The sequence below is a fragment of the Micromonospora sp. Utrum1 genome (assembly GCF_057197805.1).
On the sequence record NZ_CM170071.1, the window covers coordinates 6,030,628 to 6,048,687 of the forward strand.

Here is an 18,060-nt window from a genome sequence, read left to right on the forward strand (position 1 = left end):
CACCCCGGAGGTCAGCCCTTGTTCTTGATCTGGCTGTTCCAGTGGTTGATCCACTCGGTCTCGTTCTTGCCGACCACGTCCCAGTTGACGTCCAGCGGCTTGAGGTTGAGCTGGTTCAGCCACTCCGGCTTCTCGGCGATGTCCACCGCCGGGATCTGGTAGTAGTCCTTGGCCAGGTCGGCGCGGAGCGAGTCGTCGAACAGGAACTCGATGAACTTCTGCGCGCCGGTGGTGTTGCCGCCCTTGACCGCGGCCAGGCCATCGACCAGGACCGGAGCGCCGGAGGCCGGCATCACGTACCCGAACGGCATGTTGGACTGGTTGGCCTGGAGCAGGATGTCCTGCAGGTTCCAGGCGCTGAGGACGCCCTGCTGGCGGGACATCTTCAGGTAGAGGTCGGTCGGGTTGGCCGCGTACGCGCCGGTGTTGGCGTCGAGCTTCTTCAGCCAGTCGTAGCCGGGCTGCGGGTTGCTGCCGTCCGGCGACTGCCGCTGGATCATCGAGGCGTAGATCGAGCGCATCGTGCCGGAGGCCGCCACGTCACGGATGATGATCTTGTCCTTCCACTCCGGCTTCAGCAGGTCGTCCCAGTCCTTCGGGGCCTGCTCCGGGGTAAGGGCCTTGTTGTTGTACATGATGACCTCGGGCAGCAGAATCTCGCCGAACCAGCGGCCCTCGGGGTCCTTGAACTTGGCGTCCATCTTGCCGGCGAAGGAGGGCTGCCAGGGGGCGAGCAGGTCCTCGGTGGCCCCGGCGGCCAGCCCCTGCTGGGTGCCGCCCCACCAGACGTCGGCCTGCGGGTTGGCCTTCTCGGCCCGGACCCGCTCCAGGATCTCCTGCGCGCCGAGGTTGAGCACCTCGACCTTGCCCTTGTACTCGGGGTACTTGGCGGTGAACTTGTCGACGACGAAGGTGGCGACCTTCTTGTCGCGGGCCGTGTAGATCGTCAGCTTCTCGGTGCCGCCGGCGGCGTTGTCGTTCGAGCCGCCACCGCAGGCCGTGCCGGCGGCGAGGACGGCGGCGAGCGCTCCGGCGAGAAGGAGTCGACGTCTCATGTGGTACCTCCGAGGGGTGTGGGGGAAATGCGTTGTTCTGAGGGGAAGGTCAGGGGACCGGCAGCAGGGTGGACAGTCCCGCGGCGGCGGCGGAGAGCGCGTAGCTGACCGCGCCGTGCAGCACCGCCCGGTCGCCGAGGACCGCCCGGCGTACCTCGGTCGGGCTCGGCGCGGCGGCGGAGACCAGGGCCTGGAGCCGGTCCACTGCGGCGTCGTCCAGCTCGGCGGCAGCTCCGCTGAGCAGGACCCGGCCGGGGTCGACCACGCAGGCGCAGGAGACGATGAGCCGGGACCAGGCAGCGAGCACCTGGTCCAGGTAGGCAGCAGCCCGGTCGTCGGCGGCGGCCAGGTCCACCAGCGCCCGGACGGGGGACTCGGGACGGCGACCCGGGGCCAGGGCCACCACCTGCTCGGCGATGGCGCTCTCCGACCAGCGGGCCTCGAACGGGCCGATCCCGTCGTGCCCCCGGTCGGCCGGATCCAGCGGCAGGAAGCCCACCTCGCCGGCCGCCCCGCCGGCACCACGACGGACCTGTCCGTCCAACACCAGGCCGGCGCCGATGCCGTCGGCCACGTGCAGCAGGAGGAGGTCGGCGACGTCCACGCCGGCACCGGCGGCGTGCTCGCCGGCGGCCATCAGGTTCACGTCGTTGTCCACCACCACCGGCACGCCGAGCCGCCGCTGGACCGACTCCCCTATCGGTTGCCCCTCGACCAGGCCGACCGACGGGGCGAGCCGGACCGCGCCACCGGAGGAGACGCCGGGGGCGGCGATGGCCACCCCGCGCAGCGCTGGCAGCCCGTCGCCGGCCAGCTCGGGCACCGCCTTGCAGATCAGGTCGACGATGCCGCCGGTGAGCCGGACCGTGCGGTGGGCGACCACCGCGCCGTCGCTGTCGGCGATCTCGCAGCTGATCCGGGACGGCTCCAGCGAGACGGCGGCGACCAGTTCGGCGCGCGGGTTGAACTCCAGCATCGCCCGTGGCCGTCCGGCCCGGGACGCGCCGGGTCCGCGCTCGATCAGGTAGCCCTCGGCGATCAGATCGCGGACCAAGGGGGTGAGCGTGGCCGGGCTCAACCCGGTGAGTTCGGTCAGCTCGGCACGGGAGAGCACCCGCACCTGGCGGGCGGCGGAGATCACGGAGAGCCGCTTGATCTCCTTCGACCGCTCCCGGCTCACCGGGCTCATCGGTGGCGTCACCACGTCAGTCACAGTTCCTTCCTACGGCGAACGAAGTATCTAGTCAAGTAACGAAAACGTCTCGGCCGCAGCAGGAGGCGGCGATGAGCTGCGGAAATGTCCACGGATCGACTGCCCTGAGACAGCGGTCCGTCGCCGAGCCGGGTCCAGAAGCGCCCATTGACGACCACTTAATTTCTTCCGCAAATTAAGAAAAAAGCTTCCACAGCATTGACGGTTCGCCGCGCTGGTCCCTAGCGTCACCGGCGAAGGCCTTCCAGTGTGTACGGAGTCCCGTGCCGCTGCGTACCCGGTGACCCCGGGCGCCGGTGGGCGCCCGCCGTCCCGCCGCCCACCCACCCGACTGTCCGAACACGACCGCCACGTCGACGCAGTGCGCGTCCGACGGCGATGGCCGCTGTCCGGACCTCGCCACAGCCGGAAGGATCCGCATGCGAATCAAGGCGTTCCTGCTACCCACGGCACTCGCCCTGGCCCTCTCCGGGGTCCCGGGCCCGGCTCTCGCCGCCCCCACGCCCAGCCGCCCCGCCGACGCCGTCGACCTCGACGTGCTCTTCGTCAGCGCCCACCCCGACGACGAGGCGGGCAGCCTCGCGACCCTGGGCCAGTGGAAGGAGCGATACGGCGCGAAGGCCGGCGTCGTCACCATCACCCGGGGCGAGGGCGGCGGCAACGCCGTCGGTCTCGAGGAGGGCCCACCACTCGGCATCATCCGGGAGCGCGAGGAGCGCACCGCGATCGGCAAGGCCGGGGTGGAGAACCTGTACAACTTGGACCGGGTCGACTTCTGGTACACCGCCTCCGCACCGCTCTCGGAGCGGATCTGGGGGCACGACGACACGCTCGCCCAGATCGTGCGGGTGATTCGGCAGACCCGGCCGGAGATCGTGATGACGATGAACCCGTCACCGACCCCGGGCAACCACGGCAACCACCAGCAAGCCGCCCGGTTCGCCGCCGAGGCGTTCTACGCCGCCGCCGACCCGACGGCCTTCCCGGAGCAGCTCGCCAAGGAGGGCCTGCGGCCGTTCCGCCCGGCGAAGTTCCTGCGTACGGGTGGCACCGGCACCTCATCCGCCGGCCCGGCGTGCGCGTCGAGCTTCGTCCCCACGGTGCCGACCGACCAGGTCTTCGGCGTCTGGGAGGGCACCCCGAGCAGCACCGGGAAGAGCTGGGCGGAGATCGAGGTGGACGCCCGCCGCGACTACGCCACCCAGGGCTGGGCCGGCACCGCCGCCGCCCCGACCGACCCCGCGAAGATCCGCTGCGACTTCTACACCCTGGTCGACAGCCGGATCCCGTACGACCCGGCGGACACCTCCCCGGAGGCGGTCCTGCGCGGCTCGGTGCTGCCGGCCGCGGCCGGCGAGCTGCCCCGGGGCACCGAGCTGTACCTGACCACCGACCGGTTCGACCTCGCCCCGGGCGAGACCGTCGAGGTGACCGCGCACATCCGGGCACCCCGGAACCAGGCCCTGACCTCGCCCCGGCTCGCGTTGCGGCTGCCGCAGGGCTGGACCGCCACCGACTCCGGCTCCCTGGGCGGCGCGGTGCCGGCGGGCGGGCAGCGGACCGCCACCTTCACCGTCACCGTGCCGGCCAACGCCGACACCAACCAGCAGCGGCTGGTCGGCGCGACCCTGACCACCGCGCAGGGCGCCGGGCGTACCGACCGGGCGGTCCGGGTGGTCGCCGACGTGCGGGGCACCCTGGAACCGCTGCCCGAGGTGGGTATCTTCCGGGACTGGGCCGGCGCGAGCGGTTACCCGCAGCTGGACACTCTGATCAAGCCGGTCCTCAGCCTCGGCTCCGCGCAGAGCCGTACGGTCCGGGTGGACCTGCGCAACCACGGTGAGACCGCGCAGCACGGCGAGGTCAGCCTCGGCCTGCCGAAGGGATTCGCCGCTGACGCGGCCACGAAAAGCTACCCCGACCTGGCCCCCGGTGCGACCGGCGCGGTGAACTTCACGGTCACCAACACCGACGCCACCCTGCCCACCGCCAACTCCGGTGGCACGGACGGCGACTACGGGATCACCATCACCACCACCAGCGCCGCCGGCAGCACCGTCGAGACCGGCGCCCTGGAGCTCGTACCGACCAGCGAGGTGCCGCACGCCGGGACCGGCCATGCGGTGGACGGGGTGGCCACTCCCGGCGAGTACCCCGGCCCGGAGCTGGACCTCTCCCGCATCTGGGAGGGCGAGGCCACCACGCCGCAGGACGCCTCGGCGACCGGCCGGATCGCCTGGACGGAGGACGCCCTGAAGGTCCTCGTACAGGTCACCGACGACGTGCTCGGCACGAAGGTGGTGCCGCAGGACTGCAAGCGGCAGCGCCGCACCGACAGCGTGGAGATCATCGTCGACCCGAAGGGAAACTCGGCGGACACCTCCACCGTGTTCAAGGCGGGCATCTTCCCGGTCACCGACGACCCGACCAAGGGCGACCCGCCCTGCTGGCAGCGGGACGCCGACAACCGCCAGGGGCCGGGCGCGGCGACCGCGCCGGGGATGACCGTGGTCAGCAAGGTCAGTGCGCCGTACACCGGCTACACCATCGAGGCGAGTATTCCGTTCGCGGTGCTGCCGGACGCGGTCGACCCGGCCCGGATGGGCTTCAACGTGCTGGTCTACGACTCGGACACCCAGGACCTGACCTCCCAGTCCCGGCTGGGCTGGTCCACCTTCACCGGCGTACGGGCCGATCCGTACCGGTACGGCCTGGTCACCCTGCCCGGGTACGCGCCGGCGGCCCGCCAGCCGAGCGCGCCGGTCTTCCCCGACACCGCCGCGCGAAGCGTGCACAGCCCGCAGACCATCGCCCAGTCGGCGAGGGACGGAGTGGCCCCGGCGGCCGTGCCGCGGTTGCCAGCGACGGCGCTGCGGCTTACCGGCGCCCATACGGTCACCGGCGGCGTCTCGGTCACTCTAGAGGCGGACCGGGCCGGCACCGCTTACCTGTACGGCTGGGACGGTGACCGGCCCACGGGCGACCGCACGGTGCCCCTGACCGCCGGCTCGCCGCTGACCGTGGTGGTGCCGGTGACCGCCGGTACCCCGACGTCGCTGCTGGCCGCATACGAGGCGGACGGCGCGGCGCTGGCCCGCCAGCTCCCCCTCCGCTGAGGCCGAAGGAAGGGCCCCTTGTCAACAGACGTATGTCAACAAGGGGCCCTTCCTGTCAGCGCAGCCGGTAGACGGCCGTCCGGGAGTTCTCGAAGCGCAGGTCGGCGAGCGTGCGCAGCGCCGGTGACTCGGTACCGACCTGGCGGTCCACCACCAGCCAGCGCACCCCGTACCGGTCGCGCAATTCGGCCAGGCCGGCGGCGGTCGGTGCGGTGAAGGCCGTGTCGTTGGCGCGTTGCCGGCCGGCGTCCCAGAACGGCGCGTACGGGCCGTCCGGCCGGCCGACCATCCGGGGCGCGAACGCCCACCCCTCGACCAGCACCGACCGCTCGGCGTAGCCGCTGAGCCAGAACGAGCGGGCGTCGCACCAGCCGTCCACCACCTCCCGGCAGTGCACGTTGGTGGCGAGCACGTCGTCCGGGGCGCTGTGCGCCCGCACCCAGCGGGCCGCCTCGACCCGGGAGGCGGGCATCGCCACCACCGGGTAGGCCCCGCCGTTCGGGTGGACCCGGGTCGCCGCGGCGTCCAGCACCAGCCCCGGCGCCCCGGCGGCCAGCACGGCGGTGAGCAGCAGCAGCCCGCCCCGGCCGGCCAGCCCGGGCCAGCGCCCCACCAGCGCCGGCCAGCACAGGGCAGCCAGCACCACCGGCACGGCCAGCACGGCGGCCCAGCGCAGCAGCGGCAGCACCGGGGCGTACGCGGGAACGGCCGGCGTGCTGACCGCGGAGTCGAGCTGCACCGCGGTGAGCAGCACGGCGAACCCGGCGGTGCCGGCGCCGAGCAGCCACCGGCCCCGGGCGGAGAGGGCGGCCCGGTCGGCCACCTCGGCCCAGCCCCAGGCGGAGAGCAGCACGCCGAAGGCGAACCCGGTCCGGGTGAAGTACTGGTTGCTGCTGCCGGGATGCCCGACGAGCAGGTAGATCGCCGGGCCGGCGAGCGCGCCGCCGAGCAGGAACACCTGCACCGGCTCGGGCCGCCACCGGCGCAGCCGCAGCAGGGCCGGGGCGCCGGCCACCCGGAGCTGGAGGTTGAGCAGGAACGCCAGCGCGACCAGCACCCAGAGGAGCGCGGTCGCCCCGGCCGGACGGTCGGTCGGCACGTAGGGGCGCAGGCCGGAGAGCGGGTCGAGGACCACCCCGTGGCTCTCGAAGGCGAACAGCACCGCGGTGGCGAAGAACTGCGCGGCCACCGCCAGCCCGGTGGCGACCAGCAGGCGCCGGGGCAGCCGGCGACGGACCACCAGGGTCACCGCGGCGGTGAGCCCGAGCGCGGCCAGCACCACCGGCAACGAGCTGGCCTTCGCGCCGGTCGACGCGACCAGGAAGAGCACCGCCAGCGACCAGGCGCCGCGGCCCAGCGCGGGCACGGTCACCCCGCGGGCCCGGCCGGCGATCTCGCCGAGCGCGGCGATCAGCGGCAGCAGCAGCACCCAGCTGTACGTCATCGACGGGCTGCCCCAGACGATGAAGGTGGCCTGGCTGCCGAAGAGCTGCCGCCAGCCGTTCTCGAAGCCGAACTCGCCCACGGTGAACAGCAGCGCGGCGGCTACCACCCCGGCGTACGGCCGGCCGCTGATCCGCCAGCCGACCACGGCCACCAGCACGGCGGCGAGCGCGCAGAGCGCGGGGACGGCGAGCCGGAACAGCACCGTGGGCAGGTCGACCCCGCTGACCAGGCTGGTGGCGGCCAGGTGGGCGAAGCCGAACCAGTGGTAGTGCAGCGGCTCCCCGGCGACCTGCGGCACCTCCGGCGGCACCTGGTGGGTGGCCGCCCCGGCGATGGAGAGCTGGAAGGCGAGGTCGATGTACTGGGCCTGCCCCTCGTCGGTGGGGAGCACCGGGTTGACGGCGAGGAACGAGCCGTACAGGTAGAGGGTGAAGCCGGCCACCACCCCGGCCAGCGACCAGGCCCAGCCCGCCGGGACCACGGTGGGGTGGCGGACCCGCCAGTGCCGGCGCAGCCGGGGCACCACGGCGAACGGCACCACCACGGCCAGCGGCCAGAGCCGCAGCCAGCCGGGCAGCCCGACGGCGGTGAACCCGGCCCAGGCGACCAGTTCCAGCACCAGGCCGACGGCCGCACCCATGGCCAGGTCCTCGACCAGGGTGTGCGGCCGGCGCCGCAGCGCGCGGAACACCAGGGTGCCGGGGAGCAGCACGGCCAGCGACGCGTACGCGGTCCAGCGGGCGATCGCGCCGGCCGGGGTGCCGGCGGCGAGCAGCACGGCCACCACGGCGGCGTACCCGGCGACGGCCGGCGCCCAGCGCAGGGCGGCCGGACGGCGGCGCGGGCCGGCGCCCGCCGGGGCGGCGCCGGTGGCGAGCGCGGTCACCGCAGGCTGTCGGCCAGCTCGGCGGTGTCCGGGCGGGCCGGCCCGCCGTCGGCGCTGTCCCCGGCGACCACGTACGCGGGCCGGCCCTGGACGGCGGTGTAGATCCGGGCCACGTACTCGCCGAGCAGGCCGAGGCAGAGCAGCTGCACCGCGCCGAGGAAGAGGATCGCCACGTAGAGCGAGGGCCAGCCGCTGACCGTGGCGCCGGCGAACCAGGCCAGCACCGCCACCACCACCAGCACCCCGCAGACGGCCACGCCGACCAGGCCCAGCCAGGTGGCCACCCGCAGCGGGGCGGCGGAGAAGCTGGTGACGCTCTCGGCGGCCAGCCCGGCCATCCGGGACAGCGGGTACTTCGTCCGGCCGGCGGCGCGTTCCTGCCGCTCGTAGGTCACCTCGGCGCTGGGGAAGCCGAGCCAGGGCACCACCAGCCGGAGCACCGGGCTGCGCTCGGGCAGCTCCCGCAGCGCCTCGACCACGGCCCGGCTGAGCAGCCGGAAGTCCCCGGCCTGGGCGGGGACCTGCTCGCCGACCACCCGCCGGACCAACCGGTAGTAGCCGCCCGCGGTCCACCGCTTGAACCGGGTGTCCCGGCTGCGGTCGGCCCGCACGGCGTAGACCACGTCCAGGCCGTCCGCGCGGGCCCGGCGGAGCAGTTCGACGATCACCTCGGGCGGGTCCTGGAGGTCGGCGTCGATGCTGACCACGTGTCCGCCGCGGGCGCGGAGCAGGCCGGCGTGCAGGGCGGCCTGGTGCCCGCTGTTGCGGCGCAGCCGGAGCACCCGCAGCTCGGGCCAGCCGACCCGGAGCGCGGCCAGCGCCGCCGGGGTGCCGTCGTTGCTGCCGTCGTCGACGGCCACCACCTCGTACGCCTCGCCGAGCCCGTCCAGCACGCCACGCAGCCGGACGGCGAGCAGCGGGAGGACGGCCTCCTCGTTGAAGATCGGCACCACCACGGACAGGGCCGGCTGCGGCGCGGTCACGGCACTAGACCCTCCGTTTCGCTGGCGGCGGCGGACGCGGCCGACGCTACCAGTCGGGCAGGCCGGGGCCGGGCCGGTCGCCCGCGCCCGCCCCGGTCAGGTGCCGCAGGTGGTGGCCGGCAGGCCGGACACCCGCACCGGCGAGCGGCCGGTCGGTCGGGCCTTGCCGGCGAGCACCGCGGCCAGCGCGGTCATCGACGCCCGGGTGGACGAGTAGGTGGCCAGCAGGTTCGGCGACTTCGCCCCGGCCAGCACGTACGGCGTGTCCATGGCCACCGTCACGGTGGCGTCGGCGCGCAGGTCCTTGCTCCCGTCGCCGTACCCGACGAGGTGCACCACGGTGCCGCCGCTCGGCACCACCTTCACGCCGGCGGCGGTGAGCGCCTCGGTGAGCACGGCCCGGGTGCGGTCCCGGCCGGCGGAGGAGGTGACGGTGACCGGGCCGGCCACCGGGCTGCCGCAGCGGCCGCGCAGCATGGTGACCGCGGCGGCGGCGAGGTCGGCGGCGGCCTTGCGGTGCGCGGCGCTGTCCAGCGTCGACAGCGCCGGCGCCGGCCGGTCGGCCAGCTTGAACTTCATGGTCAGCACCCGGGTGACCGCCTCGACCAGCCGGGTCCGGGGCAGTGAGCCGTCCTTGAGCGCGGCCCGCAGCCCGTCGTAGGCCTGGCCCACGTTCGGGGTCATCAGGATGAGGTCGTTTCCGGCGTTCAGCGCCCGGACCGCGGCCTCACCCGGCGACCACCGCTTGGCCGGCGCCATGTTCATCCCGTCGGTGATCACCACGCCCTGGAAGCCGAGCTGGCCGCGGAGCACGTCGGTGAGCAGCTTGCGGGAGAAGGTGGCCGGGGTGCCCGGGTCGATCGCCTTGACGTCCAGGTGGGCGGACATCACGGCCATGGCGCCGGCGTCGATCCCGGCGTGGAACGGCGGGAACGCGGTGCGGTCCAGCACGGCGCGGGACTGCCCGACGACCGGCAGGTCGGTGTGCGAGTCGGCGGCGGTCAGGCCGTGCCCGGGGAAGTGCTTGACGGCGGCGCCGACCCCCTCGGCCTGCAACCCGCGGACCGCGCCGGCGACCTGGGCCGACGCGGTCGCCGGGTCGGCACCGAAGGAGCGGGAGCCGATCACCGTGCTGCGGGTGGCCAGCACGTCGGCGACCGGGGCGAAGTCCAGGTTGACGCCCATGGCGGCCAGCTCGGCGCCGGCGGCCCGCCAGGCGGCCTCGGTGAGCGCCGGGTTGCCGGCGGCCCCGGCGGCCAGCGGGCTGGGCAGCAGGGTCACCCCGTCGGTGATTCGGGTGACCACGCCGTACTCCTGGTCGGTGCCGATCAGGAAGGGGGCGGGGCCGGCGGGCAGCCGGCCGGCGGCCGCGCGCAGGCCGTCGGTCAGCGCGCGGACCTGCTTCGGGTTGTCGACGTTGGTGGTGGCCTGGTTGCCCGAGGTGGGGTCGTCGGCGCTGAACCCGACGAGGATCAGCCCGCCGAGGCGGTATTTCGCGACCATCTCCGCGGGGGTGTCCACCCCGGCCAGCGCCCGGTTGCCGGCCGCCGAGCCGGGCGAGACCTTCGTCGCCGAGCTGCCGTACGCGTACGGCATCAGCACCTGGCCGACCAGGTCCTCGTCGGAGAGCGTCGCCACCAGGGCGGCCGCCCGGGCGGCCGGGTCGGCGCCGGTCGGGGCGGGGGCGGCCGACGACGGGGCCGGCGCCGGGCTCGACGGGGTCGCTCGGGGCCGTTCGGGCTCACCCGAGCACCCGGAGACGAGCAGCGCGGTCAGTGCGGCGAGCGCGACGCCGGCGCGGCGCGGGGAAATCGACACGGGCCCCACCGTATCGGGGCAACTTGGTCTTCCGTCACCCCACCCGGGTGAGCAGCGTCACCGGCGCGCCGTCACCGGCGTACCGGTAGGGCTCCAGTTCGGCGTCCCAGGCGGTGCCGAGCGCCTTGTCGAGGGCGTGCGCGAGCGCCTCCGGGGCCCGGGCGGACGCCATGATGCTGCGCAGCCGGTCCTCGCCGAGCTGGATGTCACCGGCCGCGCCGACGGTGGCCCGGAACAGGCCGCGCCCCGGGACGTACATGAAGCGCTCGCCGTCGGCCCCCGGGCTGGGCTCCTCGGTCACCTCGAAACGGATCATGGGCCACTGCCGGAGGGCAGCAGCCAGCTCGGCGCCCGTCCCCGGGCTGCCGGTCCACCCGCACTCGGCGCGCCGCGCCCCGGGATCGACGGGCTGGGCGGTCCAGTGCAGGTTGACCGGCGCGGCGAGGACGCGCGCGATCGCCCACTCGACGTGCGAGCACACGGCGAGCGGGGTCGAGTGGACGTATACGACGCCACGCGTTGGCACGGTGACCTCCCGGTGAGCCGAGGTGCGTCTTCCCCTACGACCTCGTCCACGCGAGTGGCCTCTGCAACACATGATGACCCGAGTGACGGATGGTGCGCCAGCGAATCGGAAAATTCGCCGGTGCCCGGGGCCGGGAAATACCCGGGCGGCTGACCCGGTTGTGCTCCCTGACGGCGCGACGACCAGCCAGGCGTCGTGGTCGTGTACAGTTCTCTGGGCGGTTCTGTGCCGCCGCACGTCTTCGCGGGCTGACGCTCACCCCGGGCGTCAAACCGCACATACAGCCCCCGGACGTTTTCCGTCCTCCCGTACGTCTGCAAGGAGTACCTCCGTGGCGAGCAACACCTCTAAGACCGCGCGCGCGTCAGTCCGGGCCGGCCAGGCTGGCCAGGGTGGCGCCCTCAGCGTGCTGGGCGAGTTCAAGTACGTGATCCCGCTGAACGGCGGCAAGCACGCCTACGTGCGCAACCTGACCAACGGCAAGACCGCGCACCTGCGCACCGACTCCGAGGCCTTCGTCGAGGAGATCCGGGTGCTGGCCGCCGCCGGCCACGCCGCCAAGGTCCGCGCCGAGCTCAACGCGCTGGCCGCCACCCACCCGGACCACGGCTGGGACAAGACCGAGAAGCGTCTCGTCGAGGCCGGCGTCTTCGAGGGCTGAGCGCCCTCACCCGCGACACCACGAACCGCCCGCCGGGTCACCCCGGCGGGCGGTTCTGCGTTTCTCAGTCCTCCGGCAGCAGGGCCACCTCGCCGGTGGCCAGGTCGTAGAGGGCGCCGACCACGGCGACCTCCCCGGCCGCCACCGGGCGGGCCAGCAGGTCGTCGGCGCGCAGGGTGCCGACCGTGCGCCGGACGTGCCGGCGGATGGCGAGCCGGTGGGCGTCCGGATCGTCCGCGCCGACCTCGTACACCGCCGGAGCGATCCGGTCCACCACGTAGCCCAGCGCGCCGCCGGGCCGCCGCCCGGTGCGCAGGGCCTCGACCGCCGAGCCCACCGCGCCGCAGCGCTCGTGCCCGAGCACCATCACCAGCCGCACGCCGAGCTGCCCCACCACGTACTCGATGGAGCCGCAGACCGCCCGGTCGAGGACGTGCGCGCCGGTACGGATCACGCAGATCGAGCCGAACGTCTGGTCGAAGATCGCCTCCAGCGGCACCCGCGAGTCGATGCAGCCCAGCACCACCGCGTACGGCTGCTGATCGCCGGAGGCCACCGCCGCGGCGGCCGTGACGTCGTGGCCGTGCACCGGCTGCCCGCTGACGAAGCGGCGGTTGCCGGCGAGCAGCTCGGCCAGGGCGGCCCGGGGCGTCCGGGCGGCGGGGGCGGGCGGCATGCCTACAGCCTGGCCACCGACCCGACGTCGCGAAGCCGGTTGGGAATCTTCTCACCACCCCGGTTGCCGTGCTGTCATGACGGGTACGCCGGTGTCACCGCCGGGTCACTCCGGTGCAGACACCGGTCGGCCCGGGGGAGGTGGACCCATGCCCCAGCACCTGGAGGTGCGGCTTCCTGACGGCGTACGCCTGCACGTGGCGGCGACCGGGCCGGTCGACGCCGAGGTCACCGTGATCCTGCTGCACGGCTGGACGCTGGACGGGCGCAGCTGGCACCGCCAGCTCGCCGACCTGCGCGCCCGCTTCGGCGACCGGGTCCGGGTGGTGACCTACGACGCCCGCGGGCACGGCCGGTCGAGCTGCATGGCGCTGCGCACGGCCACCGTGGCCCAGCTCGGCGACGACCTGGCCGCGGTGGTCGACCAAATCGTCCCGTCCGGGAAGATCGTGCTGGTCGGGCACTCGATGGGCGGGATGACCGTGATGGAGTACGCCCACCGCCACCCCGACCACTTCGCCGCTCGCACCGCCGGCCTGGTCTTCGTCTCGACCACCGCCGAGGGGCACACCCACACCGCCTACGGGCTCTCCCCCCGGATCGCCCGGCTGATCCGGCTCGCCGAGACCACCGGGGCCGGGGTGCTGGCCCGCTGCGGCGCCTGGCGCCCGCCGCACGCGCTGCTGCGCGCGCTGCGCCCGAGCATCCGCTGGATGCTCTTCGGCGACCGCTGCGAACCGGCCGACATCCGGCTGGTCACCTCGGCGGTGGCGCACGCCTCGCTGCGCTCGATCGGCGGGTTCCGCGCCTCGATCGGGGCCCAGCACCGGCTGGACACCCTCGCGGCCCTGGGCCGGCTGCCGGCCGCCGCGCTGGTCGGCGACCGGGACCGGCTCACCCCGCCGCCCTGCGCCGAGTCGATCGCCGCGGCGCTGCCCACCACCGAACTGACCGTCTGCCCGGGCGCCGGCCACATGCTGATGATGGAGCGCCCCGACGAGGTGAACACCGCCGTGGCCGGGGTGCTGCACCAGGTGCTCACGGGGCGGGACGCGGGAACGTCCGGGGAGCGGGTGGGAACGCCCGGATAACGGGCAACCCGCACCGGCGGGCAGGCGGCAGCGGCATGGCCCCGACAATGGCGGGGCGGGCGGCCCGTACCCTCATTCAGCCCGCCGTCTGACCACAGGAGCCCCCGCATTGAGCGACCAGACCACCCTGGAACGGGAGATCGCCGTCGAACAGCGGCATCTCGACCGGGTGTACGCCCGGCTGGCCGAACTGCGTCGGTCGGCCGCCGACGCCGAGCGGGAGGGCTACCGGCTGGCCCGGGTCGGCAACTTCGGCGCGCTGGTCGAGCGGGACGCGATGGTCTTCCACGCGGCGCAGCGCCGGCACGTGCTGGACGCGGAGCACGAGGGGCTGGTCTTCGGCCGGCTGGACCTGCGCACCGGGCAGGTGCTGCACGTGGGGCGGCTCGGCGTGCGCGGGGAGAACGCCGAGACCCTCGTGGTGGACTGGCGCGCGCCGGCCGCCGCCGCGTTCTACCAGGCCACCCCGGCGGAGCCGCGCGGTGTGGTGCGGCGGCGCACGATCCAGTCGTCGGCGGAGCAGGTCACCCGGATCGAGGACGACCTGCTGGACCCGGAGTCGGCGCCGCCGGAGATGGCGGTGGTCGGCGACGGCGCGCTGCTGGCCACCCTGTCCCGGGCCACCGGCCGGGGCATGCGGGACATCGTGGCCACCATCCAGCGGGAGCAGGACGAGGCGATCCGCTCCCCCGGCAACAGCGTCACGATCGTCTCCGGCGGCCCGGGCACCGGCAAGACGGCGGTGGCCCTGCACCGGGCCGCGTACCTGCTCTACTCCGACCGGGCCCGGTACGCCGGCGGCGGCATCCTGGTGGTCGGCCCGTCGAGCGTGTTCGTCCAGTACATCGCCTCGGTGCTCCCCTCGCTCGGCGAGGAGACGGCCACCCTGCACTCACTCGGCTCGCTCTTCCCCGGCCTGTCCGTGACCCGCACCGATCCGCCCGAGGTGGCGGCGGTCAAGGGGTCGCTGCGGATGCGCCGGGTGCTGGAGCGCGCGGTCCGGGACGCGGTGCCCGACTCCCCCGCCGAGCTGCGCCTGCTCTACCGGGGCGAGCTGCTCCGGCTGGAGCGCGCCGAGCTGGACGCGATCCGGGATCGGACGCTGTCCCGCGGCGCGCGCCGCAACGAGGTGCGCCGGGCCGCCTTCGACGCGGTCCTCGCCGCGCTCTGGGCGCAGGCCCGCGCGCTGCGGATCGGCCGGCTGCCGGAGCAGCCCGCGTTCGAGGACGAGATCATCGAGCGGCCGGAGTTCCGCGACTTCCTCAAGGCCTGGTGGCCCCGGCTGCACCCGCGTCACGTGCTGGCCTGGCTGGCCCGTCCGGAGCGGCTGCGCCGGTACGCCGGCGGCGTCCTCTCCGGCGCGGAGATCCGGCTGCTGACGGGCGCGTACCGGAGCCTGGACGCCGAGGGGCTGACGATCGCCGACGTGGCGCTGGTGGACGAGCTGGACGCGCTGCTCGGCCGGCCGGTGCAGCGGGCGAAGCCGAAGCGGGACCCGTTCCAGCTGGCCGGCGGCGTCCGCGAGCTGAGCACGCTCGCCGACCGGCAGCGGGCCGCCCGGGCGGCGGCCCGGGAGCGCCCGGAGGACTACCGGGACTACGCCCACGTGGTGGTCGACGAGTCGCAGGACGTCTCGCCGATGCAGTGGCGGATGATCGGCCGGCGCGGCCGGTTGGCCTCCTGGACGGTGGTGGGCGACCCGGCGCAGACGGCCTGGACCGGCGACCCGCAGGAGCTCGCCCGGGCCCGGGACCAGGCGCTGGGCCGGCGCCGCCGGTACCGCTACGAGCTGACCACGAACTACCGCAACTCGGCGGAGATCTTCGCGGTGGCGGCCGCGGAGATCCACCGCGTCCACCCGGAGCTCGCGCTGCCCACCGCGGTCCGCTCCACCGGCGTGGCGCCGGTCGAGCTGACCGTGCCCGCCGTCGAACTGCCGGCCGCCACCGCGGCGGCGGCCCGCACGCTGCTGGCCGAGGTCGAGGGCACGGTGGGGGTGATCACGCCGGTGCCACGCCGCGACGAGGTGGCCGGCTGGCTGGGCGATCTCGGTGGCCGGCTCCAGGTGGTGACCAGCCTTCAGGCCAAGGGCATGGAGTACGACGGGGTGGTGCTGGTCGCACCGAGCGAGATCCGTGCCGATCCGGGGTCGGGCGTCCGCACCCTCTACGTGGCGCTCTCCCGGGCCACCCAGCGCCTGACCACGCTCGACCCGGTCGTCTGACGACGGTTCCCGCCCCGGCGTTCACTTGCACATATAGCGATGTGAGCATAGATTGAGCCCGGCCGGTGCGACGGACGAGAGGGTGTGGGCGTGGGCGCAGGTCATGACCACAGCGGCGCGGTGGTCAACGCCGCGCACCGCCACCGGGGTCGACTCTGGGGCGCCTTCGCGCTGCTCACCGTCCTGATGGTGGTCGAGGCGGTGGCCGCGTTCGCCACCGGCTCGCTGGCCCTGCTCTCCGACGCCGGCCACATGTTCACCGACGTCCTCGGCATCGGCATGGCCCTCGCCGCGATCACCGCCACCCGGCACGCCGACACCGACCCGCAGCGCACCTTCGGGCTCTACCGCCTCGAGGTGCTGGCCGCGCTGGCCAACGCGGTGCTGCTCGGCGCCGTGGCCGTCTACGTCCTGGTCGAGGCGGTACGCCGGTTCGGCGAGCCGCCGGAGGTGCTCGCCGGGCCGATGCTCGCCGTGGCGGTGCTCGGCCTGCTCGCCAACATCGCCGCGTTCGCGCTGCTGCGCCCCGGCGCGGAGGAGAGCATCAACCTGCGCGGGGCGTACCTGGAGGTGCTGGGCGACCTGCTCGGCTCGCTCGGGGTGATCGGCGCCGCCGTGGTCATCGCGGTCACCGACTGGTGGTGGGCCGACCCGCTGGTCGCCGTGGCGATCGGGCTGTTCATCCTGCCCCGCACCTGGCGGCTCGGCCGGGCCGCGGTCCGCATCCTGGTGCAGGCCGCCCCGGAACACCTCCAGGTGACCGCGGTGCACGACCGGCTGGCCGCGGTGCCCGGCGTCGCCGAGGTGCACGACCTGCACGTCTGGACGCTCACCTCGGGCATGGAGGTGGCCTCGGCGCACCTCACCATGGCCCCGGGCGCCGAGGTCGGCGAGGTGCTGGCCGCCGCCCGGGCCGCGCTGCGCGAGGACTTCTCGATCGACCACGCCACGTTGCAGATCGAACCCGGAGCGTCGCCCGGGGCCTGCGGCGCGGTCGAGTGGTAATTAGGACAATCTTAAATCCAAGTGGCTATTGTGCGCTTATGCCGGTTTTGACCGGGACACCTGCTCCCACCAGCGGAGCCGTCCCGGGCCAGCGCCGGTAGGCTCGGTCGCGGCCTCCGCCGGGCGGCGCCCACCGGCGCCTGCGGTGGCCGTCGCCTAATCGCCCGCAGGGCGAGCCGGGGAACCACGTTCGTGGGGTGCATCCGCGTCAGCGGTAGGGATCTTCCGTCCCGAACCCGTCAGCTAACCCGGTCGGCGGTTGACGGAAGGACACGTGAATGCCCCCAGTGGCACCTGTACGACGGACGGTCGCCCGGTTGGCGGCCCTGCTCGTCGCGACGCTCGCCCTCGGCGTCGTGACCGCGCCGGTCTCCCCCGCCTCGGCGGCTCCCCCGACCGGTCTGCTCGCCGCCGCACCCGGCGACGACGAGGGCGGCACGCCGGCGCTGCGCGCCCAACTCGACGCGGCCAGCAAGGGCTGGCTGGAGGCGCGGACCGCGCTGAACCGCTCGGTCACCCGGCAGCAGCAGCTCACCGCCCAGCTCAAGACGGTCAACGCCGAGTTGACCGTCCGGGACGCCAAGGTCGGCGAGATCGCCGGGGTGGCGTACCGGGCCGGGCGGATGGGCACGGCCGCGGCGCTGCTCGACAGCAGCAGCCCGCAGGGCTTCATGGACCGCGCCGCGGCGCTGGAGCAGGTGGCGGCGCACGAGGACCGGGCGCTGCGCGACCTGATCGAGACCCGGGACGAGGCCACCCGCACCCAGGACGCGCTCACCGGCGAGATCCAGGAGCAGCGCAAGCAGGTCGCGGTGATGGCCAAGCGCAAGCAGCAGGCCGAGCACGCCCTGGAGGTGGCGAACAAGCGGGCGTCGAGCAGCGGCGGCGGCAGCGTCCAGGGCACCTCGTCGGCGAACGCCAAGCCGGCCCCGCGCAACGCCGACGGCTCCTGGCCGCCGGAGTCGTGCAGCGTCAACGACCCGACGCCGGCCGACGGCTGCATCACCCCGCGTACGCTGCACGCCCTCCAGCAGGCCAAGGCGGCCGGCTTCACCCGGTACGTCTCCTGCCACCGGCCCAGCGGCTCGGGCGAGCACCCGAAGGGGCGGGCCTGCGACTTCGCCGCGCAGAAGGACGGCTTCGGCGGCGTGGCCACCGGTGGCGACAAGACGTACGGCAACAACCTGGCCGCCTACTTCATCCGCAACGCCGACGCGCTCGCCGTGCTCTACGTGATCTGGTACAAGCAGATCTGGCTGCCCAGCAGCGGCTGGAAGGCGTACAGCGGCGGCAACGGCGACCCGTCCAGCGACCACACCAACCACGTGCACCTGTCGGTGTACTGACCGCTCCGCCCCGGC

13 protein-coding genes and 1 riboswitch are annotated in these 18,060 nt (G+C 74.3%); of the genes, 6 read left to right on the forward strand and 7 right to left on the reverse strand.

Annotated elements, in window-relative coordinates:
- Positions 1-11: 11 nt before the first annotated feature.
- Positions 12-1,055, reverse strand: coding sequence for an extracellular solute-binding protein (locus tag AC0OLQ_RS28280; protein ID WP_357341424.1), 1,044 nt, complete (start codon positions 1,053-1,055; stop codon positions 12-14).
- Between the two features lie 49 nt (positions 1,056-1,104).
- On the reverse strand, positions 1,105-2,268 hold the full coding sequence (locus AC0OLQ_RS28285; RefSeq protein ID WP_484528780.1) for an ROK family protein: 1,164 nt from the start codon (positions 2,266-2,268) through the stop codon (positions 1,105-1,107).
- A gap of 419 nt (positions 2,269-2,687) precedes the next feature.
- Here AC0OLQ_RS28285 and AC0OLQ_RS28290 point away from each other — a divergent pair, with 419 nt between their 5' ends.
- Positions 2,688-5,384: a sugar-binding protein gene (locus AC0OLQ_RS28290; protein ID WP_484528781.1), complete on the forward strand. Its 2,697-nt coding sequence runs from the start codon at positions 2,688-2,690 to the stop codon at positions 5,382-5,384.
- Between the two features lie 55 nt (positions 5,385-5,439).
- Here the strand turns inward: AC0OLQ_RS28290 and AC0OLQ_RS28295 are convergent, their stop codons facing one another.
- From AC0OLQ_RS28295 to AC0OLQ_RS28310, 4 genes are all read right to left on the reverse strand, one after another.
- On the reverse strand, positions 5,440-7,716 hold the full coding sequence (locus AC0OLQ_RS28295; RefSeq protein ID WP_484528782.1) for a hypothetical protein: 2,277 nt from the start codon (positions 7,714-7,716) through the stop codon (positions 5,440-5,442).
- Entirely contained in the window at positions 7,713-8,699 is a 987-nt protein-coding gene (locus AC0OLQ_RS28300; protein WP_484528783.1) for a glycosyltransferase family 2 protein, read from the reverse strand. Before AC0OLQ_RS28300 ends, AC0OLQ_RS28295 begins: the two co-directional genes overlap by 4 nt.
- A gap of 96 nt (positions 8,700-8,795) precedes the next feature.
- Positions 8,796-10,526: a glycoside hydrolase family 3 protein gene (locus AC0OLQ_RS28305; RefSeq protein ID WP_484528784.1), complete on the reverse strand. Its 1,731-nt coding sequence runs from the start codon at positions 10,524-10,526 to the stop codon at positions 8,796-8,798.
- Between the two features lie 25 nt (positions 10,527-10,551).
- Complete coding sequence (locus AC0OLQ_RS28310; RefSeq protein ID WP_357341418.1) at positions 10,552-11,043, reverse strand: DUF3145 domain-containing protein; 492 nt, start codon at positions 11,041-11,043, stop codon at positions 10,552-10,554.
- A gap of 331 nt (positions 11,044-11,374) precedes the next feature.
- Between AC0OLQ_RS28310 and AC0OLQ_RS28315 the strand changes: the two genes are divergently transcribed.
- The gene (locus tag AC0OLQ_RS28315) at positions 11,375-11,704 is read left to right on the forward strand and encodes a hypothetical protein (protein ID WP_357341417.1); all 330 of its coding nucleotides are present in this window, start codon (positions 11,375-11,377) and stop codon (positions 11,702-11,704) included.
- A 64-nt stretch (positions 11,705-11,768) separates the two neighbouring features.
- On the opposite strand, the gene AC0OLQ_RS28320 is transcribed toward AC0OLQ_RS28315, so the two are convergent.
- Positions 11,769-12,380 (reverse strand): carbonic anhydrase, encoded by a 612-nt coding sequence (locus AC0OLQ_RS28320; protein ID WP_484528785.1) that lies wholly within the window; start codon positions 12,378-12,380, stop codon positions 11,769-11,771.
- Between the two features lie 148 nt (positions 12,381-12,528).
- Here AC0OLQ_RS28320 and AC0OLQ_RS28325 point away from each other — a divergent pair, with 148 nt between their 5' ends.
- The 4 genes from AC0OLQ_RS28325 (at position 12,529) to AC0OLQ_RS28340 (ending at position 18,045) form a co-directional block, all read left to right on the forward strand.
- Complete coding sequence (locus AC0OLQ_RS28325) at positions 12,529-13,470, forward strand: alpha/beta fold hydrolase (protein WP_484528786.1); 942 nt, start codon at positions 12,529-12,531, stop codon at positions 13,468-13,470.
- 109 nt (positions 13,471-13,579) lie between these two features.
- Entirely contained in the window at positions 13,580-15,694 is a 2,115-nt protein-coding gene (locus AC0OLQ_RS28330) for a HelD family protein (protein ID WP_484528787.1), read from the forward strand.
- Between the two features lie 90 nt (positions 15,695-15,784).
- Positions 15,785-16,699, forward strand: coding sequence for a cation diffusion facilitator family transporter (locus AC0OLQ_RS28335; RefSeq protein ID WP_484528788.1), 915 nt, complete (start codon positions 15,785-15,787; stop codon positions 16,697-16,699).
- Positions 16,700-16,842: 143 nt separating this feature from the next.
- Positions 16,843-16,972: riboswitch (cyclic di-AMP (ydaO/yuaA leader) on the forward strand.
- 5 nt (positions 16,973-16,977) lie between these two features.
- A complete protein-coding gene (locus AC0OLQ_RS28340; protein WP_484528789.1) occupies positions 16,978-18,045 on the forward strand; it encodes a coiled-coil domain-containing protein in 1,068 nt (355 codons plus the stop codon).
- Positions 18,046-18,060: the final 15 nt, after the last annotated feature.

Coding starts and splice junctions, on each gene's coding strand:
- AC0OLQ_RS28280 (WP_357341424.1), bottom strand. CDS start 1,055: ATGAGACGTCGACTCCTTCTCGCCGGAGCGCTCGCCGCCGTCCTCGCC.
- AC0OLQ_RS28290 (WP_484528781.1), top strand. CDS start 2,688: ATGCGAATCAAGGCGTTCCTGCTACCCACGGCACTCGCCCTGGCCCTC.
- AC0OLQ_RS28320 (WP_484528785.1), bottom strand. CDS start 12,380: ATGCCGCCCGCCCCCGCCGCCCGGACGCCCCGGGCCGCCCTGGCCGAG.
- AC0OLQ_RS28325 (WP_484528786.1), top strand. CDS start 12,529: ATGCCCCAGCACCTGGAGGTGCGGCTTCCTGACGGCGTACGCCTGCAC.
- AC0OLQ_RS28340 (WP_484528789.1), top strand. CDS start 16,978: ATGCCCCCAGTGGCACCTGTACGACGGACGGTCGCCCGGTTGGCGGCC.